General features: G+C 64.0%; 15 protein-coding genes. 1 reads left to right on the top strand and 14 read right to left on the bottom strand.

The annotated features are described in order from the left end of the window. Positions 1 to 26: 26 nt before the first annotated feature. The 5 genes from alaS to HNQ60_RS18950 form a co-directional block, all read right to left on the bottom strand. On the bottom strand, positions 27 to 2,651 hold the full coding sequence (gene alaS / locus HNQ60_RS18970) for an alanine--tRNA ligase (protein WP_184334436.1): 2,625 nt from the start codon (positions 2,649 to 2,651) through the stop codon (positions 27 to 29). A gap of 210 nt (positions 2,652 to 2,861) precedes the next feature. Continuing rightward, positions 2,862 to 3,290 (bottom strand): regulatory protein RecX, encoded by a 429-nt coding sequence (locus HNQ60_RS18965; RefSeq protein ID WP_221304290.1) that lies wholly within the window; start codon positions 3,288 to 3,290, stop codon positions 2,862 to 2,864. Between the two features lie 118 nt (positions 3,291 to 3,408). Then, the gene (recA, locus tag HNQ60_RS18960; RefSeq protein WP_184334331.1) at positions 3,409 to 4,449 is read right to left on the bottom strand and encodes a recombinase RecA; all 1,041 of its coding nucleotides are present in this window, start codon (positions 4,447 to 4,449) and stop codon (positions 3,409 to 3,411) included. A 123-nt stretch (positions 4,450 to 4,572) separates the two neighbouring features. Then, complete coding sequence (gene thpR, locus HNQ60_RS18955; protein WP_184334330.1) at positions 4,573 to 5,118, bottom strand: RNA 2',3'-cyclic phosphodiesterase; 546 nt, start codon at positions 5,116 to 5,118, stop codon at positions 4,573 to 4,575. Beyond that, entirely contained in the window at positions 5,111 to 5,617 is a 507-nt protein-coding gene (locus HNQ60_RS18950) for a CinA family protein (protein WP_184334329.1), read from the bottom strand. The genes thpR and HNQ60_RS18950 overlap by 8 nt, the downstream gene beginning before the upstream one ends. 223 nt (positions 5,618 to 5,840) lie before the next feature. Here HNQ60_RS18950 and mutS point away from each other — a divergent pair, with 223 nt between their 5' ends. Continuing rightward, entirely contained in the window at positions 5,841 to 8,399 is a 2,559-nt protein-coding gene (gene mutS / locus HNQ60_RS18945) for a DNA mismatch repair protein MutS (protein ID WP_184334328.1), read from the top strand. Positions 8,400 to 8,520: 121 nt separating this feature from the next. On the opposite strand, the gene HNQ60_RS18940 is transcribed toward mutS, so the two are convergent. The 9 genes from HNQ60_RS18940 to pgeF form a co-directional block, all read right to left on the bottom strand. Further along, entirely contained in the window at positions 8,521 to 9,168 is a 648-nt protein-coding gene (locus tag HNQ60_RS18940; protein WP_184334327.1) for an esterase/lipase family protein, read from the bottom strand. Positions 9,169 to 9,273: 105 nt separating this feature from the next. After that, positions 9,274 to 11,055 (bottom strand): aspartate--tRNA ligase, encoded by a 1,782-nt coding sequence (gene aspS / locus HNQ60_RS18935; protein ID WP_184334326.1) that lies wholly within the window; start codon positions 11,053 to 11,055, stop codon positions 9,274 to 9,276. A gap of 325 nt (positions 11,056 to 11,380) precedes the next feature. Further along, the gene (locus tag HNQ60_RS18930; protein ID WP_184334325.1) at positions 11,381 to 14,959 is read right to left on the bottom strand and encodes a Calx-beta domain-containing protein; all 3,579 of its coding nucleotides are present in this window, start codon (positions 14,957 to 14,959) and stop codon (positions 11,381 to 11,383) included. 128 nt (positions 14,960 to 15,087) lie between these two features. Continuing rightward, positions 15,088 to 18,105 (bottom strand): serine/threonine-protein kinase, encoded by a 3,018-nt coding sequence (locus HNQ60_RS18925; protein ID WP_184334324.1) that lies wholly within the window; start codon positions 18,103 to 18,105, stop codon positions 15,088 to 15,090. Next, on the bottom strand, positions 18,105 to 18,671 hold the full coding sequence (locus HNQ60_RS18920) for an ECF-type sigma factor (RefSeq protein WP_184334323.1): 567 nt from the start codon (positions 18,669 to 18,671) through the stop codon (positions 18,105 to 18,107). The genes HNQ60_RS18925 and HNQ60_RS18920 overlap by 1 nt, the downstream gene beginning before the upstream one ends. A 134-nt stretch (positions 18,672 to 18,805) precedes the next feature. After that, positions 18,806 to 19,219, bottom strand: a complete 414-nt coding sequence (locus HNQ60_RS18915; RefSeq protein WP_184334322.1) for an FmdB family zinc ribbon protein — start codon at positions 19,217 to 19,219, stop codon at positions 18,806 to 18,808. Between the two features lie 111 nt (positions 19,220 to 19,330). Beyond that, the gene (gene clpB / locus HNQ60_RS18910) at positions 19,331 to 21,910 is read right to left on the bottom strand and encodes an ATP-dependent chaperone ClpB (protein ID WP_184334321.1); all 2,580 of its coding nucleotides are present in this window, start codon (positions 21,908 to 21,910) and stop codon (positions 19,331 to 19,333) included. Positions 21,911 to 22,075: 165 nt separating this feature from the next. Beyond that, positions 22,076 to 22,900: a ZIP family metal transporter gene (locus tag HNQ60_RS18905; RefSeq protein WP_184334320.1), complete on the bottom strand. Its 825-nt coding sequence runs from the start codon at positions 22,898 to 22,900 to the stop codon at positions 22,076 to 22,078. 199 nt (positions 22,901 to 23,099) lie between these two features. Next, positions 23,100 to 23,840: a peptidoglycan editing factor PgeF gene (gene pgeF / locus HNQ60_RS18900; RefSeq protein WP_407676454.1), complete on the bottom strand. Its 741-nt coding sequence runs from the start codon at positions 23,838 to 23,840 to the stop codon at positions 23,100 to 23,102. Between the last annotated feature and the right edge of the window lie 5 nt (positions 23,841 to 23,845).

Here is a 23,845-nt window from a genome sequence, read left to right as displayed (position 1 = left end):
GTAGAAGCAATCGCGGGCGTGATCGGTCATGCACGCAATTGCGATTGAACCCACGGCACGACGCCTTCGAGCGCCTCGTCGAGTTTCGACGGATCGTTGCCGCCGGCCTGCGCCATGTCGGGCCGACCGCCACCGCGGCCGCCGATCTTCTGCGCGACCACGTTCACGAGATCGCCCGCCTTGATGCGCGAAGTCGAATCGCTCGTAACGCCGGCGATGACCGCCACCTTGTCGCCTTCCTGAACGGAAGCCAGGACGATTGCTGCCGTTTTGAGCTTGTCTTTCAGCTGATCGAGCGCGGTACGCAATGTCGCCGCATCGGCCCCGTCCACGCGGGTAGCGACGACCTTCAGCCCCGCCACATCGACTGCACCGGCCGACAGATCCTGGCTCTGGCCGCTCGCGAGCTTCTGCTTCAGGCCGCTGACCTCTTTCTCGAGCTTGCGGCTGCGGTCGATCAGCTGGCGAACCTTGTCCTCGACGTCTTCGCGGGAGCCTTTGACCAGCGCTGCCAGGTCGCGCAGCACCTGGTCGGTCTGCGTCACCCAGTCGAGCGCACCCTGCCCCGTCACCGCCTCAATGCGACGAATGCCGGCGGCCACACCGCCTTCGCTCGTGATCTTGAACAGCCCGATATCGCCTGCGCGGCTCACATGAGTGCCGCCACAGAGCTCGGTGGAGAATTCGCCGATGCGAAGGACGCGCACTTCGTCTTCGTACTTCTCGCCGAAGAGCGCCATGGCGCCGGAGGCGACAGCGGCGTCGTACTGCATCAAGCTGATTTCGGCCGCCGCGTTGGCGCGGATCTCGTCGTTCACGAGCCGCTCGATCTCCTTGAGCTCCGCCGGCGTGACAGCTGCGTAATGCGAGAAGTCGAAGCGCAAGCGATCGGGCGCGACCAGCGAACCTTTCTGGGTGACGTGCGTGCCGAGCACTTTGCGCAAGGCGGCGTGCAAGAGATGTGTTGCCGTGTGATTCTGCATCGTCGCGCGACGACGAGCCGCATCGACAGTTGCCTGCACGCGATCCCCAACCTTCAGCTCGCCCGAAGCAACCTTGCCGAGGTGCGCGTGAGACGCGTTGAGCTTCAGCGTGTCGATGACTTCGAAGCGACCGCCGGAGCTGCTCAGGACACCCTGATCTCCAACCTGGCCGCCGCTTTCCGCGTAGAACGGCGTGCGATCGAGAATCACACGGCCCTCCTCACCCGCACGCAGCGCCTGAACCTGCTCGGAGCCTCGCAGCAACGCAACGATCGTCGCGCTGTCCTGGAGACCTTCATAGCCGCTGAAGCTGGTCTTGCCTTCGATGGAGACGTTGCTGCGCAGGTCGACGCCGAACTTGCTTGCGGCTCGCGCGCGCTCGCGCTGCGCCTCCATCGCTGATTCAAAGCCCGGTTCGTCAATCGACAGGCCGCGCTCGCGCGCGATATCCGCGGTCAGATCGACAGGGAATCCGTATGTGTCGTAGAGACGGAATACCGTCTCGCCGGGGATCACTTTGCCTTTGAGATCGCCGATCGCTCCTTCGAGCAGCGACATGCCCTGCGTCAGGGTCTCCGCAAAGCGTTCTTCTTCCTGCCTCAGCACGCGCTCGATGTGAGCGCGCTGCGCCTTCAGCTCGGGGAAGGCCTCGCCCATCTCCGCTTCGAGCGCTGCAACGAGCGAATAGAAAAACGGCTGCGTCTGACCGAGCTGGTAGCCGTGACGAATGGCGCGACGGATGATCCGGCGCAAAACGTAGCCCCGGCCTTCGTTGGACGGCAGCACGCCATCGCCGATCAGGAAGGAGCATGCGCGGATGTGGTCAGCGATCACCTTCAGCGAGTTCGAAGAAAGATCCGCCGTGTTCGTTACCTTGGCGGCGGCCTTGATGAGATTGACGAACAGATCGATCTCATAGTTCGAGTGCACACCCTGCATGACGGCCGCGGTGCGCTCGAGTCCCATGCCGGTATCGACGGAAGGCTTGGGCAGCGGCGTCAGCACGCCGTCCGCGGAACGATCGAACTGCATGAAGACGAGATTCCAGATCTCGATCCAGCGGTCGCCATCGGCGTCGGGAGAGCCCGGAGGGCCGCCCGGGATGTGAGCGCCATGATCATAGAAAATTTCCGTGCAGGGACCACACGGACCCGTCTCGCCCATCTGCCAGAAGTTGTCCGAGCCGCCGCCCGGCTTGTCGCCGATACGAACGATGCGATCCGCAGGCAGGCCCACTTGCTTGTGCCAGATGTCGAATGCCTCGTCGTCCGTGTGATAGACGGTGACCATCAGTTTCTGCGGATCGATGCCGAGCCACCGGCTACCGGTCACGAGATCCCAGGCAAGGCGGATCGCGTCCTTCTTGAAGTAGTCGCCGAAACTGAAATTGCCCAGCATCTCGAAGAAGGTGTGGTGTCGCGCGGTGTAGCCCACGTTCTCGAGATCGTTGTGCTTGCCGCCCGCGCGAACGCACCGCTGCGAGCTGGCGGCGCGGTTGTAGCTGCGCTTGTCCTTGCCGAGAAACACGTCCTTGAACTGGACCATGCCGGCATTCGTGAACAGCAGCGTCGGATCGTTGCCGGGCACCAGCGAGCTGGAGGCAACGACCTGATGGCCGTTTTCACGGAAGAATTCGAGGAACAGCGCGCGCAACGCGGCGCTCGACAGGCGCTTCGGGGTCGTCATACCAATATGAGCTGATTGAGGATCGGGATCCGTCCCAGGCCTGGCCGGTGCGACAGGAAAGCGGGAGGAATCTGCGCGGGAGCGGATAGCGGCTACGGCTACGCGGAGCGACGACTCCATCGAACCCGGCGCTGACGCGCTATCGAGATCGACGCTGGCTGTCGTTCCGTCGCAGCAGCGCGACGATCCCCATCACTCGGGCAGGCTCCAGGATTCCACGTCTGCCTTCAGGGCGGCCCGGATCTGGTCTGAGCTAAAGCCGCGATATTGAAGGAAGCGCGCCTGCTTTGCACGCTCGGCCATGCCCGCGGGCAGTGCGGCCCCGAACTTGCGCTGACGGACGGACTGAGCCTGCAAGCCCCAGTCTGTATTGGTATTTTCGAGAGCGGCATCGATGGCCTCGTCAGCGATTCCCTGCTGTCGAAGCTCCGCCCGGATGCGAATGGGCCCCTGCCCCCGCTGCGCATGATGGTGAACGAAGCTCGTCACGAAGCGATCGTCTGACACCAGGCGCTTGGCGGTCAGGCGGGTCAGCACAGGATCGATCGCCTCGTCGGCGTGACCCTTGGAGCGAAGCTTCCGCCTCAGTTCCTCGACTGCGTGCTCGCGCCGGGCCAGCAATCGGACCGCCGTGATCTCGACGGCCTTCTCAATCTCTTTGGGGTCGAGTTCTTGGGGGTCGAGCGCCGGACCTGGTCCGCGGCCGTCGTCAGCACGGCCGCGAGAACCCCGGAAGAATTTAGACGACCTCATCCTTCAGTGCCTCACCCTTCAGCGCCTCACCTTTGCGAGCCGGGAGCAGCTTCTCGCGCAGCTTGGCGTCGATGGTGTTGGCGATCTCGGGATGGGTATCGAGGAACGTCCGTGCGTTTTCCTTGCCCTGCCCAATGCGCTCGCCGTTGTAGCTGTACCAGGAGCCGGACTTCTCGATCAGCCCGTGGGCCACGCCGATATCGATCAGCTCGCCCATGCGCGAAATGCCCGCGCCGTACATGATCTCGAACTCCACCTCGCGGAACGGCGGGGCGACCTTGTTCTTGACCACTTTCACGCGGGTCTGGTTGCCGATGACTTCCTCGCCGTTCTTGAGCGCACCGATGCGGCGAATGTCGAGACGGACCGACGCGTAGAACTTGAGCGCGTTGCCGCCGGTCGTCGTTTCCGGGTTGCCGAACATCACGCCGATCTTCATACGGATCTGGTTGATGAAGATGACGATGGTGTTCGACCGCTTGATGTTGCCGGTGAGCTTGCGCAGCGCCTGCGACATGAGGCGCGCCTGCAGACCCATGTGCGAATCGCCCATTTCGCCTTCGATTTCAGCCTTGGGCGTCAGTGCCGCAACGGAGTCGACGACGACGATGTCGACGGCGCCGGAGCGCACCAGCATGTCCGTGATCTCCAGCGCCTGCTCGCCCGTGTCGGGCTGCGAAACCAGCAGTTCCTGAACGTTCACGCCCAGTTTCGCTGCGTAGGAAGGATCGAGTGCGTGTTCCGCGTCGACGAAAGCCGCCGTACCGCCGGAGCGCTGCGCTTCCGCGATCGCCTGCAACGTGAGCGTCGTCTTACCGGAGGATTCCGGCCCGTAGATCTCGATGATGCGTCCGCGCGGCAGGCCGCCGACACCGAGCGCGATGTCCAGGCCGAGCGACCCGGTCGAAACGACTTCGACGTCGTAAGACGCGCTGGCATCGCCAAGACGCATGACCGAGCCCTTGCCGAACTGCTTCTCAATCTGTCCGAGCGCAGCAACGAGCGCCTTCTTGCGATTTTCTTCCATCTTGGTGTCCTGCAATCTGTCGATACATTGAACGGGTCGAACGGGAGCCGGAACTCTACTTCCCGGGCGCGGGATCGATCCGTCGTTAAACTGTGTATTTGTACAGTAATGGATCTGGCGCTCTCAGGCAAGCGGCCAGCGACCGATCACCGTGTAGATGGAGCCGTCCGGACCGCCGCGGGATTCGACCAGAGCGAAGTCGCTGACAGGCCATTGCAGCGCCGCGAGCGGCCGCTTCGGCAGTCGTCGCGGCAATCTGCGGACCAGCGTGATGTGCGGCTTGAAAGTCTGACGCTGCAGTTTGAATTGGTGGCGCAAGAGACTGATTCGCAAACGGTCGACCAGCGCGCCCAGCGCCGGCGGTGCTTGCTCGCCGCTGTAGACCAGCACGTCCGCGCCGGTCCACGACTCGAGCATGTCCAGCGTCAGGGCGAAGGGTTGCGCGCGTACTTCGCACGCCGCAGCGATCACGCCGGCGACCTGCTGCTCAGGCACCTCGCCGATGAAGACCAGTGTGACGTGAAAATTGCCAGCAGGAATTCTCCGTCCGCCGGCTTCCTTGATGGCCTGGCACGTGTTGCGCTCGATCTGCTGACGCAGCGCATCGTCGGGCCAGAGAGCGAAGAACAGCCGGTGCTGGGCTGGGCCGGCCTCGATCGATTCAGACATCGAGTTTCAGGATCTCACCGAGTGCTCGCTGCACGATCTGCCGCCGCACCGCTTCGCGATCGCCGCTGAAAGTTTCGAGGGCAGTGCGACTCTCGATCTCATCGCCCTCGCGCCACGCCCATCCGAACCAGACTGTGCCGACCGGTTTGCCCGGCTGCCCGCCCTCCGGCCCGGCAATCCCGCTCACCGCCACCGCGATGTGACCACCGAGTGTCTCCAGCGCCCCGATCGCCATCTCGTGCACGGCCGCTTCGCTGACAGCGCCGTGCTGGGCAAGCGTCGAGGGCAGCACGCCCAGCAGGCTCTGCTTGAGCGTGTTGCTGTAGGAAACGACACCACCCAGATAGAACCCCGAGCTGCCGGGAACGTCGGTCAGCGCCTTGCCGATCCACCCGCCACTGCAGGATTCGGCGGTAACGAGACGACGCTCTGAATCGAGCAACTGGGCGCCGACCTTGGTGGCGAGCCGGCTCAGTTCGGTATCACTGATTTGAGACATGGGAACAACGCCGTGGACGGTACGCAAAGAATACGCCTCGCTCCAATCGTTGGGGCCAATGGACTTTTACGTACGGACCCTAAACTTCCACCGTCCGTCAAGCTGTGCAGCGGCTGCGCGACCAAGCACAATCGGCATTCCCCGAACTGGACACGACCAAGATCCGCGCTGGGGACTCTCTTGCCCATCCGCCATCCGCTATCCGCCAGTCACTTCTTTCCCAATGTCCGCAGCGCTCGAAACCCATACCCCCGTCATGCAGCAGTACCTGCGCCTCAAGGCGCAGTACCCCGACTCGCTGCTGTTCTACCGGATGGGCGATTTCTACGAGCTGTTCTTCGACGATGCGAAGCGGGCCGCGCGCCTGCTCGACATCACGCTGACTGCTCGCGGCCAATCGGCGGGCCAGCCGATCCCGATGGCCGGCGTGCCTTATCACAGCGCGGAAAGCTATCTCGCCCGGCTCGTGCGAAGAGGCGAATCCGTGGCGATCTGCGAGCAGATCGGCGATCCCGCCAAATCGAAGGGTCCCGTTGAGCGTCAGGTCGTCCGCGTCGTCACGCCCGGGACGGTGACTGACGATGCATTCCTCGACGCGCGCCGCGATACGTTGCTGGCCGCGCTGTATCGCGAGCAGGAGAAATTCGGGCTCGCGTGGCTCGAGCTGTCGAGCGGCCGATTCAGCGTGCTGGAAGGCGCCGGCGATGAGGCGCTCACCAGCGAGATCGAACGTCTCCGGCCCGCTGAAATCCTGGTATCCGAACAGACTCCGCTGGCCGGTGTTGCCGCCCATGTGCGCGAACGGCCGATCTGGCATTTCGATCTCGACACATCCGCTCGAACGCTGTGCGAGCAATTCGCGACGCGCGATCTCTCCGGATTCGGCTGCGACAGTTACACCTTCGCGATCCGCGCGGCGGGTGCGCTGCTCCAGTACGTTCGCGATACGCAGAAGGCCGCGCTGCCCCACTTGCGAGGATTGCGAACGGAGGAACGCAGCGAAGCCGTGCTGCTCGATGCCGCGACACGTCGCAATCTCGAGCTCGATATCAGCCTGGCCGACCGGCCTGAATGCACCGTTGCTGCGGTGCTCGATCAGACGGCCACCGCAATGGGTGGACGTGAGTTGCGCCGCTGGCTGCATCGTCCGCTGCGCGACCGGCAAGCCGTCGAGCTGCGTCTCAGCGCCGTGCGTGCCCTCATCGAGCAAGGGCTCTATTCGTCAGTGCACGATGTGCTGAACCACGTCGGTGACATCGAGCGCGGTCTCGCCCGAGTCGCGCTCAAGAGTGCCCGGCCCCGCGATCTCGCGCAGTTGCGCGACGCGCTCGCCAGGCTGCCGGAACTGCAGCAGCTTCTTGCGGGAGAAGAGGCACCGCTTCTCAAACAGCTCGCGCAGCAGGTCGGCACGTACCCTGATCTGCATGCGCTGCTCACGCGCGCGATCATCGAAGCACCGCCACCGATTCTGCGCGATGGAGGCGTGATTGCTCCCGGCTACGACCCGGAACTGGATGAGCTCAAGCTCATCAGCGAGCACTCCGATCAGTACCTGCTCGACCTGGAAGCGCGCGAGCGTGAGCGCACCGGCATCGCAAACCTGCGGCTCGGCTACAACCGCGTCCAGGGCTACTACATCGAACTCAGCCGCAGCCTCGCCGACAAGGTGCCGCCGGACTATCACCGTCGCCAGACCGTGAAGAATGCCGAGCGCTACATCACGCCCGAGTTGAAGGAGTTCGAGGACAAAGTGCTGGGCGCGCGCGATCGCGCACTGGCGCGCGAGAAACTCCTCTACGACGCGCTGCTCGATCAACTGATCACGCGGCTGGCCGAACTGCAGAGCACCGCTGCCGCATTGGCCGCGCTCGACGTGCTCGCCAACTTTGCCGAGCGCGCCATATCGCTGCGATACGCGCCTCCAACGCTGACCGACGACCCCGTGATCGAGATCACCGAGGGCCGGCATCCGGTCGTCGAGCGCTTCATCGACCAGCCTTTCGTTCCCAACGACCTGCAGTTCCGCGACGACCGGCGCATGCTCGTGATCACCGGCCCGAACATGGGCGGCAAGTCGACGTTCATGCGACAGACGGCGTTGATCGTCATTCTGGCGCGTATCGGGAGCTATGTTCCCGCGAGTTCGGCGCGTGTCGGGCCTGTCGATCGCGTCTTCACGCGTATCGGCGCTTCCGACGATCTCGCGGGCGGACGTTCGACGTTCATGCTCGAGATGACGGAAGCCGCCAACATCCTCAACAACGCGACGGATCAGAGCCTCGTGCTGATGGACGAGATCGGCCGCGGCACGAGCACCTACGACGGCTTGTCGCTCGCGTGGGCATGCGCAACCCACATTGCGAAGAGCGTTCGCGCGTTCACGCTGTTTGCGACTCACTACTTCGAGCTGACGTCACTCGGCCGGGAACTGGAAGGCTGCGCAAACGTGCACCTGGACGCGACCGAACATGGAGATCGCCTGATCTTCCTGCACACCGTAAAGGAAGGCCCCGCGAACCAGAGCTACGGATTGCAGGTGGCCGCGCTCGCCGGTGTCCCTCCGAAGGTGATCACGGCGGCCCGCAAATACCTGCGCGAACTGGAACGGCGATCCGCCGCGGCGCATGAACCGCGACCGCAACAGGAACTGCTGCTGGAAATGGCGCCCGAGACGGAAGAACACGCAGCGGTCACCGCGCTGAAGGAACTCGATCCGGATTCGCTGACACCGCGAGCGGCGCTCGAGGCGCTGTACAAGCTGAAGAACCTGACGGCTCAGTGAGAGCCGACGTCACCCCGCGCAGCTCCGTCATCTCCCAGCGCAGCTCCGTCATCCCCGCGAAAGCGGGGATCCATCCGGAGAAGGGATGGATTCCCGCTTTCGCGGGAATGACGGATTGCGATCAGCCTTCGCGCCTGAAACTGCCGCGCACCAGAAAGTGCTCCGCCTCCTCGGCCACGCCCGCCGAGAACAACATCCCCGTGTGGGAGATGGCGAGAATCTTGTGATCTTTCGCGCCCGGCAGCTTCGTCTCTTCCACCATCACCGTACCGTCGTGATCGGTGTTGAGCTCAGCGAACAGGCGACCGAGCCCGAGCCCCATCGAGCCCGCGATCACACCGACCTCGCGACGACCCGACCATTCCCTCGGCTGCCACTGCACGATCTCTGCATTGACGGCCGATCCCAGGATCGCCTTGCCGAACGGCACCCAGCGCGCAACGCCCTGTGCGGCTTTCGATCCCTGCAGCGGCGTTCCAAGCAGCACAGCACGACCGGGAGGCAGGTCGTCGGTAACGCTCAACGCGTTCAACACCACGAGCCCGCCCAGACTGTGCCCGACGAAGTGCAGCTCATCCGCTTTCTGCGCGTGCGCAAAATCGATCAGGCTCCGGACGTGATCAGCCATCGAGCCGCGCAACGAGGGATAGGAGAAGCCCACCGCGCGAAAGCGACCGGAGGCTTCGAGACGACTGCGCAGGACGCCCAGCTCGAAGCCGGACATCCAGAGACCGTGGACGAGGACGATGAGAGGAGAGCCGGTAGCCATTAGCCAGCTAGCCCCGAGCCAGAAGGAAGAAGTAGGGAATCAAGACGGCGTACCTTCGAGCGACTCTGGCTAGCCGGCTAACGGCTAGCAGGCTGGCGGCCGACGTCAGTCGGCCGCCTTCACCGGCAGCTTCACCCGCACATGCAGTTCCTTCAGCTGCTGCTCGCTGACGGTCGTCGGGGCGTCGGTCATCAGATCCGCGGCGGTCTGCGTTTTCGGGAACGCGATGACATCGCGGATGCTGTCCGCGCCGGCCATCAGCATGACGAGACGATCGAGACCGAAGGCGATACCGCCGTGGGGCGGTGTGCCGAACTTGAGAGCTTCGAGCAGGAAGCCGAATTTGCGGATCTGTTCCTCCGGGCCGATGCCGAGCAGATCGAACACCGCCGACTGCATTTCGGCGCGATGGATACGCACCGAGCCGCCGCCGATTTCCGAACCGTTCAACACCATGTCGTAACCCTGGCTCACGGCATTGGCCGGGTCGGCCTTGAGCGTCGACGGATCCGGTTCGCGCGGCGCCGTGAACGGATGATGCATCGCGCCCCAGCGCTTCGCGTCCGCATCCCATTCGAACATCGGGAAGTTCACGACCCACAGCGGACGCCAGGCGTTGGCGACGAGGCCGAGGTCCTGGCCGACTTTCAGACGCAATGCACCCAGCGCGTCGTTCACGACCTTCGCCTTGTCGGCGCCGAAGAAAATCAGTTCGCCATCCTGCGCGCCGGTGCGTTCGAGGATGCCGCTGACGGCGGCATCACTGAGGAACTTCAGGATCGGCGACTGCAGGCCGTCGCGGCCCTTCGCCTTCTCGTTGACCTTTACATACGCGAGGCCCTTCGCGCCGTAGCGGCCGACGAACGGTGTGTAGTCGTCGATCTGCTTGCGCGACAACTTCGTGCCGCCTTCCGGCACGCGCAGCGCAGCGACACGACCATCGGCGCTCGAAGCCGGACCAGCAAACACTTTGAACTCGCAATCCTTCACCAGATCCGCGATGTCGACGAGCTCGAGCGGGATACGCAGATCGGGCTTGTCGGAGCCGTAGCGGCGCATCGCTTCTTCGTACGTCATGCGCGGGAACGGATCGGGCAGATCGACGTTGATCGCGGCCTTGAACAGATAGCGCGCGAGCTTCTCCATGAGCCCCGTGATCTCGGCTTCGTTCATGAACGAAGTCTCGATATCGAGCTGGGTGAATTCGGGCTGGCGGTCGGCGCGCAGGTCTTCGTCGCGGAAGCACTTGACGATCTGATAGTAGCGATCGAAGCCCGACATCATCAGCAGCTGCTTGAACAGCTGCGGCGACTGCGGCAGCGCGAAGAAATGACCTGGATGCGTTCGGCTCGGCACGAGATAGTCGCGCGCGCCTTCCGGCGTCGCCTTGGTCAGCATCGGCGTTTCGACGTCGATGAAGCCGTTCTCGTCGAGGAACGCGCGCATCGCACGCGTCACCTTGTGGCGCAGGCGCAGGCGCTGCTGCATCACGTCGCGACGCAGATCGATGTAGCGGTACTTGAGGCGCAGCTCCTCGTTCGTCGCTTCGTCGTGATGGAACGGCGGCGTCTCGGATCGGTTGAGAATCTCGAGCTCGTGCGCGAGCACTTCGATCTGGCCCGACGCGAGGTTGGCGTTCGCAGTCCCCGACGGACGAGCGCGCACCTTGCCGGTGATGTGGACGCAGAACTCGCTGCGCAGGCGCTCGGCGTTCTGGAAGACTTCCTTGCGATCAGGGTCGAACACGACCTGCAGCAGGCCCTCGCGATCGCGCAGATCGACGAAGATCACCCCGCCATGATCGCGCCGGCGATGGACCCAGCCGGCGACGCTGACTTCCTGTCCGATGAGGGATTCGTTGACCTGACCGCAATAATGAGAGCGCATGAAGAAGCACCTGGCGGCTAGCCTGCTAGCAGCTAGCCAGAGTAAGAAACGGGTACGAAGATCACCCCGCGGAAGCTGTGGAAGGGCGCAGTGCCACGTTCCGAAGCTAGCGGGCTAGCCGGCTAAATGGCTAAAGACTGGCTTCGCAGGCGCGCGATGTTACGGAGGGGCCTGAAGCGGCGCAAGGAAACGGCGATTTTTCCGGGCGAATCCGGGGGTTGCTCGCGTCTTTGCTGTGGGTCCGACTTCAGTCGGACGTCATCGCGCCAGCGATCCGGGCCTTCGGCCCGACGTCCGGCTGAAGCCAGACCCACAACGGGAGTCGCTATCTACCGCCGAACGCGTACTCCAGCGACGCCGTCCATGTCCGCAGATCATGGTGGTCGCCGGCGTCATACACCTCCCACTGCAGCCCGATCGCCCAACTCGGGTTGAGGCGCCACGACAGCCCAAGACCGCCCGTGATCTCGGTCCCGCTGTCCTCGACCCTGACTTGTTCGCTGCCGTTACTCAGCTCGCTCTCCGATTCCCAGTGATAGAGCCCGATCCGCGGCGTCACGGCGAACGAATCCGTGACGGTCCACTGCCAACCCAGCGTGAGCGCACCCGCATAGCCCGCGTCCCCGAGCGTACCCGCCGCGACCGGAAGGAATCCGTCCGGGTCGCTGGTCTCCCCTTGCATCGCCACATCGAACTCACCCAGATCCAGGAAACTCGCTTCGATGCCGAGGCCATTCGCCCAGCGATAGCCGCCGAAGAGACCCCAGGTGCTGTCGCTATCGTCACTGGAGACGTCCATGTCGAATCCCGCATCCGCCAGCCGCCGCGCGATGTCGCCGGAATCGAGCGTCGACTGCGAGATCCCGCCACGCACGCCGACATAAATGCCCTCCACTGGCTCAGCAGCGTTTGCAATCGACATGCTCGCGACCAGACCCCCGGCAAGCATCCACAGTCGTCGTCGCAGGACCAGAGCAGCGAGCACCAGCAGCGAACACCACTCGAATCCGCCACCGCCGTAGGAGCCGCGCGTCTGAGTATTCGAAGTCGGCGGCGGTGTCACCGTCACGTCATCGTCAACAATCGTCACGGTCGCCGATGCTGTTGCACCGAGCGTAGCGCCGCCTGTCGGATTCGACAGCGTCACCGTGACGGTCTCATCGACTTCATCCGCAGTGTCGTTGGCGACTGTGAGCACGACCGTCTTGTTGGCTGCGTCACCCGCGGCCCAGTTGATCGTCTGCGCCAGCGCCGTGTAGTCCGCGCCGGCAGAGGCGGATCCGCCACCGCTTGCGACGCTCACGCTGATGGCGCCGTCAGCACCGTTCGTGCGCGTCAGGGTGAGGGTGACGGACCCGCCATTCTCATTCACGCTGTAGCTGGCCGCACCGAACTGCACGACACCGGCTTGCGCGACGTCATCGTCGTTGATCGTGATCGTCGCCGCAGCGGGCGTGCCGAGCGTCGCTCCCGTCGCGTTCGACAGCGTCACAGTGATCGTCTCGGCGTTCTCGACTGTCGTGTCTTCCAGCACGGGAATGCTGATGGTTTTCGCAGCGCCGTCGCCAGAAGCCCAGTTCAACGTACCGCTGGTGGTTGTGTAGTCTGAACCCGCGGTCGCCGTTGCATTGCTCGTGGCGTAGCTCACCGATGCCGCGCCGTCGGTTCCACCTGTCCTTGTGACAGTGACCTGCACGACCGTGTTGCCTTCATCGACCGTATAAGTCGCAGGAGAAACCTGCAGGACGCCGGGGCTCGATGAACCGAGGAGATCGAGCGTCATCCTCGAAACGAAGCCATCGCCGTTGGCATTGCCGATCGCGGGCTGCGCTCCACCTGAAGTCTGTGGAAAGCCGGGACCGGTGTAGCCCGCAACGTAGAGTTGGCCGACAGAAGGATGCACGAGCACCGCATACGGCGATGTGCCGCTCGTGTCCGCGGCACTCAGATACGTCGCCTGCACGATCTGGCCGAGGTCGCCGCGAATGCGCACGGCCATCCCCGGCGTTCCGCCGGTATTGATCGGCGCCGGTTGAATGCCGCCGGCCGTGTTCGGCAGGTTGCTCGCGCCATCGGATGCGATGAACACATCGCCGCTCGCCGGATCGATCGCAAGATGATCGTATGCACGCGGAACGATGGAGCTCGCGGGATTGCCGTAGAACGTTCCCGCGACCAGTGACGTGAGCGAAGGATTCAGTCGCAGCACGAGCAGGCAGGTGAAGGTGCCGGTGCACGTAACCTGTCCGCCACCGACCGTAGCATTGGCGGGCTGCGGCGAATCTGTGCGCCCTTCCGTGACGACATAGAGGTCACCGCTGGTCGGATGCACCCGCAGTCCGTAGACGTTCGGTGTTCCCGTACCGGCTGCGACACCGGTGAGCCAGGTCGATTGCGGATTCTGCGTCAGTGCTTCATTGAGGCGCCCGAGCCACGATCCCGTCGTCGTCGTGGTCAGCCCGCCCGCCGTGTTGGGCGGCGGAAAAGAACCGAATTCAGTCGTACCGCCGATGACGATATCAGTGGAGCCCGCCAGCGCCACCATCGCGTTGCATTGCGTGCCACCGGTGAAGCCACCATCTGAAAAGTAGGTCGTCTGCGTGAACGACGTCAGGTCGGGCGCAACGCGCGTCACGAACGCCGTGCGGTCACCCGGAGTGTTGGCCGCATCGAATCCACCCGCCGTGTTCGGCAACGACCCGGACGACGTCCGGCCGCATACATAGAGATCGCCGTTCGGATGCAGCATCGATTCATAGATCTGCGTGAGGTTGTTCGTCGCGCCGCCCAGGAACGTGGACGCGGTGATGCTGGTGAGCGAAAGCGGCAGGCGTGCGATGAAGCCGTTGAAGTCGGCTCCTGGATTCGGATCGGTCGGCTGCGCGCCCGCCGTCGTTCCCGCAGGCAGTGTCGGTGCAGCGGTGTAGCCGCTGACGTACACGTCACTGGCCGTCACGGCGATCGAGCTCACCCATTCGTCGGCCTGCCCGCCGAAGAACGTCGCCTGATACAGCGTCGTGAGATCCGCATTGAAGCGCGCGATGAAGCCGCTGCTGTTGCCGGACAGCGCCGGCACCGCGCCTCCCGACACACCCGGAAGATCGGGCGAATCAGTGGCGCCGACGACATAGACGTCGCCGTTCGTCGGATGCACAGCAATATCGCGCGGACCTTCCTGCAGGAAGGTCGTGCCGGAACCGCCGATGTAGGTCGACTGGATGATCGGGTCGATGACGACAGGCCGCGTGCGATCGTAGGCACCGAGTTCGAAACCGTAGCGATTGCCGTCGAGCCGATAACGCACGACGACCGGCTCGCGACCAGTAACGCCTTCCTGGAACGCAATCGGCGCGGCGAAGCTGACCGGTCCTTCGCCCGTCGCCGCGACGAGCGAGCCATCGCGCGCGATGCTCAACGTTGCACCGTCGATCGCCATATCAATGGCGTCATCATGAGCACCGGGGGCCAGCGTGAAGATCTTTTCGATGTTGCTGCCGCGCGCGTGAACCTCGACTTCGACACCGGGCCACACTTCTCCAAAGCGAACACTGTCGACGGCTGCAACGTCCGCTGCCGCTCGCTCCGGAGCGAGCACACTGACGCGGGTGGCGGAACGCGGCCCAGCGGATGGCTTCGCATCACCGCCCACGAACGACTCGTTCAACACCCAGCCGCCATTGCGCGCCGGCAGCGAGTACACGATCTCACCGGCATGGGTAGCGAAAACAGTTCCAGCGAACGTTCGGGCGTAGAACGCCACGCGCGGATCCAGCTGGCCCGCATTGGCAAGGAACGGTAGCTGTGGATTGGCCCCTGCAATATCAGGCGGCTTCTGCCCCGCCCCGGCCGTGGTCGCTGCAAGAATCCCGACAGCAGCGAACGCTGCTGCAATGAGCTTGGTCATGACGGCGCCTCTCAGATTAAGAGAGGCGTATCCCGCGGCGGCAGGGTCACCCACCCTGCCTTTTGAACCCCGCACCGCCCCTCTGCCTGTCAGGACGGAATCCGGGGACGGGACGGCTCATCGCTCCATCAGAACGAAACGATCCGTCGCGTTTCCTTCATCAGCTCTCGGTGCTGAGGGCCAAGGTGCGCCTGCGTCTGGTGCGCCTCCGCCGCGCGATCGACGAGTCCGCGCGCGACGTCGCGATTCCCTGCGAGGTACTGCTGCTGCGCGAGGTAGAGGCGCGCCTCTGCGAGCCACAGACTTTCCGGGGCATCCATGCGCTCGCGCATCGTCACGGCTTGCTTCAGATGGGTCTCAGCCTCAAGCAGTTTGCCCTGGCGCATGAGCCCGATCCCGCTGAGCATGTGTGCGGTGACCTCCTCGTCGGGCATGTCACCGCGCGCGGAAGAGGATTCGATCTGCGAGAGCAGCGCCAGCGCCTGTTCTGCCGTTGCGGAATCGCGCTGCATCGCCGAGAGCCGCAGCAGCGACAATTCAGCATAGGCTCGATTGGCACCCAACTCTCCCGGCGGATCCTGCGCATCCGCCCGGGTGCGCTGGAAATAGGCCTCGGCCTCGCGGGTCTCTCCTCGCGCAAGATGCAGCCCGCCTATTCGGTTGAGTGCCGTCGCATGCATCCACGAGCCTTTGCCGAAGGCTTTCTCGGCGGCGGAATCCGCTCCGGCGAGCATCTGCGCAGCCTCCGTGAAACGGCCCTGCTCCATGTACATCCGCGCGAGATTCATCGTGATTCCCACCGTCGGCGTGCCGCTGCGCCGCCAGGCTTCGACCGCCTTGAGCAACTGAGGCTCGGCGGCTGCGTATTCGCCGCGCAGCAGAAGCACACGACCCAGCTCGATGCGCAGCGGCGCCGTCAATTCAGGATCGTCGATCCCCTTGGCACGTTCCTGAGCCGTCACTGCCGCGGCAAGAAGCTCTTTCGCTTCCTCGCGCCGGCCCATCCAGCCGTAGAACGCTCCGAGCTCACGCCTGCCCTCGATCGCGAAGGGATGCTCGGGCCCGCCGGCGTGATCGTATTCGGTGATCGCCCGTTTCATCAGGACTTCGGCTTCGCCATTGCGCCCAAGCCAGTTCAGCGCATTGCCGGCCGTCTGGTACGCCGAGCCGCGCACGATGCCATCGGCATCGACCGCTTGCGATTCGATCAGCGCGATCGCTTCCTCGGCATAGACCAGGCCCTTCTCGCGATCCTGATCGAGATTGGCGGCCCGGGAGAGTCCCAGCAGCATTTCGATCCGCCATTTGTGGGCAGGGTGATACTGCGCGAAGAGATCGGCCGCCTTCTGATAGTGACGGCGCATAGTGCCGTCCTGGCCGGTTCCCAGCCTGTACGAGACCTGCGCCAACGTGCCGTGCGCAAGCGCGTACTCGAGCGCTGACTCGGCGTTGCGTGCATGAAAGACTTCGATCGCTTCGTTCGCGCTGCGCTGTGCGCCTTCGTAGTCCCCGATCTGCACCTGGCTGAAAGCCACATCGGACAGCGTGCGGGCGACGGCGACATCGTCGTTGCCGAGCGCCGTCCGTTGCGAAGCAAGGCGGTCCTGGAGCAACGGCAGCGCATCCTTCTGCATGTCCATCGTCGAATAGAGCCGCGCCATGACGCCGAGCAGTTCCTGCCGGACCTCCGGTGCTTCGCGCAGATCGGTCCGGATCTGCTGCGCCGACTGCGCCAGCAATTCCGCTGCTGTCGTCTGGCGTGCCTTGGCGCCGTCAGGATGCGCAACGCTGTTGCGTTCGAAGATTCCGACCAGGAAGTCGCGAATCGCTCCGGCCTTGCGTGCTTCCGTTCGTGCGACTTGCGCCTGCCACACCACGCCCGCGATGCCGACGCCGACTGCAAGTGCGACAAACACTGAGGCAGCCACGCCCACCCGATGCCGCCGCACGAACTTGCGTGAACGGGCTGCCAGGCTTTCGGCGCGCGCGAGAATCGGCTGGTGCTGCAGATGCCTTCCCACATCGTCCGCGAGGCCAAGCACGGTGGGATAGCGCTCAGCCGGTGCTTTGCGCAGTGCATGCGAGACGATGTTGTCGAGATCGCCGGTCAATGCGCGCTGCAATCGGGCCGGCGTAGTGGATCGGGCCTCCGCGATTCGCCGCGGATCCGAAGCGCCGGCGATTGCACGACTCATCCGCACCGGCTCGTCCTGAACAACCGCGCGTTCGATCTCAACGTTGTTGTTCGCGTTCCCATACGGCCGCGTACCCGTGAGCAACACATTCAAAAGCACACCGAGCGAGTACACATCCGTCGCAGTCGTGATCGGCTGATCGAGGATCTGCTCTGGTGCTGCGTACTCCGGCGTGAAGATGCGTCCCGTCATGCGCGTCAGATCGGAACGCTCCGCGGGCGGATCGGTTTGAGTGAGCTTGGCAACGCCGAAATCGAGCAGCTTCACCTGCCCGTCATCGGTGACGAGGATGTTCGACGGCTTGATGTCCCGATGCACGACGAGGCTGGCATGCGCCTGCGCAACCGCTGCGCACACCTCCAGGAAAAGCTCGAGCCGCGCATCGACGCCGAGCTTGCGCTGGTCACACCACGTTTCGATGCTGACGCCCCGAACATACTCGAGCACGAGATACACACTGCCGTCGCCGGCGACCCCCGCATCGAGCAGGCGTGCAATGTTCGGATGAGTGAGGCGGCTGAGGATCTGCGCTTCGCGCAGGAATCGTTCGCGCAACGCGCCGCCCCCGTAGTACGGATGCAGCGTCTTGATCGCGACTTCGCCCTGGTAGAGGCCGTCGTCGCGCCGGGCGAGCCACACTTCGCCCATGCCGCCCGCGCCAATCTGCGATTCAACCCGATAGGGCCCCAGCTGTGCGCCGGACTGCAACGCCGCCGCCATGCGCGGAGCAGGCTCGAGGAAGCCGGCGCTTTCCGCTTGTGCTTCGGCCGCCAGCAGCGACACCAGCATCGAATGCAGATGCGGTTGCGACTGCGCGATGTCGGTGAGCGATCTCTCTCGCTGTTCGGGCTGCTGCTGCAGCAGTTCGTCGAGGTGTGCGAGTGCCTGCACCCACAGCCGCGTCGCCGGTCGCTGACGAACACTGTCAGGCGCCGGCGAAGAGGCGCTCATCAGGCAAGGTCCAGATTCGGCTGGATTGCCTGCAGCAGGAATGCCCTCGCCTTCTGCCAGTCGCGCTTCACTGTGGCCGGCGAGATGGAGAGAAATTCCGCGATCTCCTCGATCTCCATGCCGCCGAAGTAGCGCATCTCGACGACCCAGTGCGCGCGCTCGTCGACTCGCTGCAGCGATTCCATCGCATCACCCAGCGCAAGGAGATCGGGCTCCTGGAAGCTCTGGCCTGCGATACCCGTATTGAGCGTCACGAGATCGCAGTCACCACCGTGTCGCTCGGCACGGCGCGAACGAACGTAGTCGATGATGACGCTGCGCATGACCCGTGAAGCGTAGGCGAGAAAAGACCGGCGGTCGTTGCCCGGCAGGTCTGATTGCTGGGCGATGCGAAGGTAGACCTCGTGCACCAGGCCCGGCGCATCGAGCATCGTGAATCGGCCAGGCCGGCCGATCTTGCGGCGTGCCAGCTGATCGAGCTCCGCGTAGACGCTGGCGAAAAAGCGCTCGCGCGCCGCCGGATCACCGTGACGAGCTCGATCCAGGAGCTGCGTGATTTCGCCCATGCGGGGGCGATGATAGAGCCGGGCGCGAACGGCGTGCTAGTTGACCGGAGGGACGATAGGTACTCCGGTCATCCCCGGAAAGCGGGGACCCATCCGGAGGGAAGATGGACTCCCGCTTTCGCGGGAGTGACGAATCAGCGCTTCTTGCCCTTCTTCGCCGGCTTCGCCTTCGCTTTTGGCTTGGCTTTCGCCTTGGACTTGGCGGGCGCTTTGGCTGCAGCCTTCTTCCCGCCCTTGCCTTCTGACCGGGCTTCCGGCTTGGATTCGGGCTTCGCCGGCTTGGCTTCAGCCTTGTCCTTCTTGGCATCGTCCGGCTTGGTTTCGGGCTCCTTGTCCTCGCCCACCAGGTTGCGTTTGCCTTCCTGCTCCGACTTGAAGTCGGTCTCGTACCAGCCGCCGCCCTTCAGGCGAAACACCGGCGCGGAAACGAGCTTCTTGAGCGCCTGCTTCTTGCAGCTCGGGCACTTCTTCAGCGGCTCATCGGAAATTTTCTGCAAGACTTCGACGTAGAACTTGCAGTTGCTGCATTCGTATTCGTAGAAGGGCATTCGTGGGGTCTCGTTAACGACGGGAGATTCTATGAGGAGAGCCTGCTAGCCGGCTAGCCACCTAGCCGGTAGCCAGAATCAGAAGACCTCTCTCTGGCTAACGGCTAGTGGCTAGCTGGCTCTCCCAAACTCCAGCCCCCCATCCGTCCCTTTCACCGCAATCTTCGCGCCGGGCCCAAACTCGCCTCTCAGGATTCTCTGCGCCAGCGGATTCTCCACCTGCTGCTGGATCGCTCTCTTGAGCGGTCGAGCGCCGTAGACCGGATCGAAGCCGGCTTCGCCCAGCAGGTCCATGGCGGCCGTGTCGAGGTTCAGTTCGATATCGCGATCGGCCAGGCGCTTGCGCAGGTAGCCGAGCTGGATATCGACGATCGAGCGCAGCTGGTCCTTGCCCAGCGGGTGGAAGACGACGATGTCGTCGACGCGGTTGATGAACTCCGGCCGGAAATGCTGGCCGACGATCTCCATGACCGCGGTCTTCATCTTCGAGTAGTTCGCTTCGCCCGACAGTTCCTGGATCACATGCGAGCCGAGGTTCGACGTCATGATGATCACGGTGTTGCGGAAGTCGACCGTGCGGCCCTGGCCGTCGGTCAGGCGCCCGTCATCGAGGACCTGCAACAGGACGTTGAAGACATCCGGATGCGCTTTCTCCACCTCGTCGAGCAACAGCACGGAGTACGGACGGCGGCGCACGGCCTCCGTCAGGTAACCACCCTCTTCGTAGCCGACGTAGCCCGGAGGCGCACCGATGAGACGCGCAACCGAATGCTTTTCCATGAATTCGGACATGTCGATGCGGACCATCGCCTCTTCGGTATCGAAGAGGAATTCCGCGAGCGCCTTGCACAGCTCGGTCTTGCCGACGCCCGTGGGGCCGAGGAACAGGAACGAACCGTTCGGACGACTCGGATCCGACAGGCCCGCGCGCGAACGCCGAATCGCATCGGACACGGCCTTGACCGCTTCCGCCTGGCCAACGACGCGCTTGCCGAGCGCCTCTTCCATGCGCAGCAGCTTCTCTTTCTCGCCCTCGAGCATCTTGGAGATCGGGATGCCGGTCCACTTGGAAACGACTTCCGCCACTTCCTCGTCCGTCACCTTGTTGCGCAGAAGCTTGGTGTCCTGCTGCTCGGCTTCGGTGGCCTGGGCAAGGCGGCGCTCGAGCTCAGGAATCTTGCCGTACTGAAGCTCCGACATGCGGCCGAGATCCTGCGCGCGACGCGCGGTCTCGAGCTCCATGCGGGCACGCTCGAGCTCTTCCTTGATCTGCGCGGAGTTCTGCACGGAGGCCTTCTCCGCCTTCCAGATCTCTTCGAGATCGGCGTATTCCTTTTCCAGCGCCTTGAGCTGGTCCTGAAGGATGCCGAGCCGCTTGCGCGAGGCTTCGTCCGATTCCTTCTTCAGCGCTTCGCGCTCGATCTTGAGCTGGATGATGCGGCGCTCGAGACGATCCATCGACTCGGGCTTGGAGTCGATCTCCATGCGGATGCGCGATGCGGCTTCGTCGATCAGGTCGATCGCCTTGTCCGGCAACTGCCGATCCGTGATGTAGCGATTGGAGAGCGTTGCGGCCGCGACGATCGCCGGATCGGTGATCTGGACGCCGTGGTGAACTTCGTAGCGCTCCTTGAGACCACGCAGAATCGCGATCGTGTCTTCGACTGACGGCTCGCCCACGAACACCTTCTGGAAGCGGCGCTCGAGCGCAGCGTCCTTCTCGATGTACTTGCGATATTCGTCGAGCGTGGTCGCTCCGACACAATGCAGCTCGCCGCGAGCGAGCGCGGGCTTGAGCATGTTGCCGGCATCCATTGCGCCATCGGCTTTGCCGGCGCCGACCATCGTGTGCAGCTCGTCGATGAACAGGATGACCTGGCCTTCCTGTTTCGCGAGATCGTTGAGCACGCCCTTCAGGCGCTCCTCGAACTCACCGCGATACTTCGCGCCGGCGATGAGCGCGCCCATGTCGAGCGCGAGAATGCGCTTGCCGCGAAGACCCTCGGGCACCTCGCCGTTCACGATGCGCTGCGCGAGACCCTCCACGATGGCGGTCTTGCCCACGCCAGGTTCGCCGATGAGCACGGGATTGTTCTTGGTCCGGCGCTGCAGAACCTGGATCGTGCGACGGATTTCATCGTCACGGCCGATGACCGGATCGAGCTTGCCCTGCTCGGCGCGCTCGGTCAGATCGACCGTGAATTTCTCCAGCGCCTGACGGTTCTCCTCGGCGTTCGGATCGTCGATCTTCTCGCCGCCGCGCACTTCATCGATGGCCTTCTCGATAGCGCCCTTCACCGCGCCGCAATCGCGCAGCAGTGCCCCGAGCTGACCCTTGTCTTCCAAAGCGGCGAGCACGAAGAGCTCGCTCGAGATGTACTGGTCGCCGCGCTTCTGCGCGAGCTTGTCGGTGAGATTGAGGACCTTGTTCAGCTCATTGGAGATATGAACCTCGCCGCCGGTCCCCTCGACTTTCGGCATGCGATCGAGCAGTTGCCCGAGATGCGACCGCAACAGGTTCACATTCGTCCCGGCCTTGTCGAGCAGGTGCCGCACCGACCCACCCTGCTGGTCCAGCAGGGCCGTCATGACGTGTGCCGGTTCGATGTACTGGTGATCGCGCCCGACCGCGAGCGACTGCGCGTCAGCCAGAGCGAGCTGGAATTTGCTGGTGAGTTTGTCCATGCGCATGGGAAGCACCGAAGAAGCTAGGAAGCAGCGAGCCGTGAGCTACGAGCCGGAGGGCACGGGCTCAGATCTTGGGCGCGGCAGCGCGAATTCAACATCCGCACTGATCCACAAGGAAAATTCTTCGCCCCTCTGGCTACCAGCTCGTCGCTCGCCGCTCGTCGCTGCTCAGTGCGCGAGGCTATGACTCACAAAAATCACCGCCACTCCCAGCATGATGAACACGAACTGTTTCACCCCCGAGCCAGGATCGACGCGGCGGTGCAGGCCCGGGATCAGGTCGGCGACGGCGATGTAGAGGAAGCTGGAGGCGGCGATCGCGAGGGCGTAGGGCAGGACGTACTGGGCCTCGGCAAGGAAGAAGTAGGCGGCGATGCCGCCGATGACGGACGTAATGCTGGTGATGGTGTTGAGGGTGAACGCTTTCGCGCGCGACATGCCTCCCTGCAGGAGGATTGCGAGGTCGCCGACTTCCTGAGGAATCTCGTGGGTCATGACGGCGATGGCGGTGACGATGCCGAGATGGACGTCCGTCATGAACGCCGCGGCGATGAGCACGCCATCGAGTACGTTGTGGAAGCCGTCGCCGATCAGGATGAGCGAGGCGGAAGCGGCGTCGCGGGCCTTCCCATGATCGTGAGCGTGGCCGCCGTGGCCATGATCGTGATGAGGCACGTGAGGCACATGCCCTTCGCACACTTCCTGGTGGCAGTGACGCCAGAGCACGAGCTTCTCGAGCACGAAGAAAAGCAGCAGCCCGGCCAGCAGCGCGATGCCGATCCCGTGAATCGATTCGATACCGACGCCTTCGATCGCATGTGGGAGCAAGCCGAGCAGCGCCGCTCCGAGCAACGCGCCGGTTGCGAAGCTCACGAGGTGCGGCAATACGCGCACGCGCATCGACGCCGGCGCCAGCAGAAAGGCGGACGCGGCAATCGCGCTCAGCGCACCGCCCAGAGCGGTGAAGAGAATGATCCAGGCAAGAAGGGTCATGAGGAGGAGAGCTGCTAGCGACTAGCCGTTGAGAGCACCTTGCACCGTCGCTCGTCATTCCCGCGCAGGCGGGAATCCATGCCTTTGGCAAGATGGATCCCCGCCTGCGCGGGGATGACAGTGCGTGCAAACGCCCTGGCCGCATCGGTTCGTTGGTATTTCGTCTGAAAGCCTAGCACGGGCGTCAAGTGGCTCCGCTTCAGCGCGTCAGCCAGACCAGCGTCGCCATGCGACCCGTTTTCGATGATCGGCGGTACGAGAAGAATCGTTCCTCGTCGGCGAAGACACGGAATCCGCCGCCATGGACATCGGTGACCCCGAGGCGCGACAACTCCTGCCTGGCAAGCGCGTAGAGATCCGCCTGCCAGCGTTCCCGTGCATTCGCCTCGAACGCCGCTGCATTCGCCGGATCGCGTGCAACGAACTGCTCGCGGACTTCGGATCCGACTTCGAACGCCGGCTGCTCGATCGCCGGACCGAGCCATGCCAGCAGTCGATCGGGGGGAACGCCCAGCGCCTTGATCGTTTCCTCCAGGACTCCACCCACCAGTCCGCGCCATCCTGCATGCGCCGCGCCGACGCGCGTTCCATCGCGGTCGCAGAAGATGACGGGCAGACAGTCGGCGGTCATCACGACGCAAACCTGATCCGGTCGCGTCGAGACCGAAGCATCCGCGGTGGTCGGCTCTTTGTGCTGGCGAGCCTCGACGACGTTGATGCCGTGCACCTGGTTGAGCCACGCAGGTTCAGCCGTCAGCTCCAACGCTTCGCGCAATCGGCGGCGGTTCTCCGCCACAGCGGCCGGGTCGTCGCCGACGTGCATCGCGAGATTGAGGCTCGCGTACTCGTCCCCGCTCACACCCCCCGAACGTAGAGTCGCGGCGGCGCGGACGTGGGCAGGCGCGGGCCAATCGGGCGCGATGAAGAGCGGTGCGGTCACAGGGC

Source organism: Povalibacter uvarum, from assembly GCF_014202975.1.
Taxonomy (GTDB): domain Bacteria; phylum Pseudomonadota; class Gammaproteobacteria; order Steroidobacterales; family Steroidobacteraceae; genus Steroidobacter; species Steroidobacter uvarum.
Note: the sequence above shows the minus strand (reverse complement) of the source record. Positions and strands in the feature narration are given on the sequence as shown.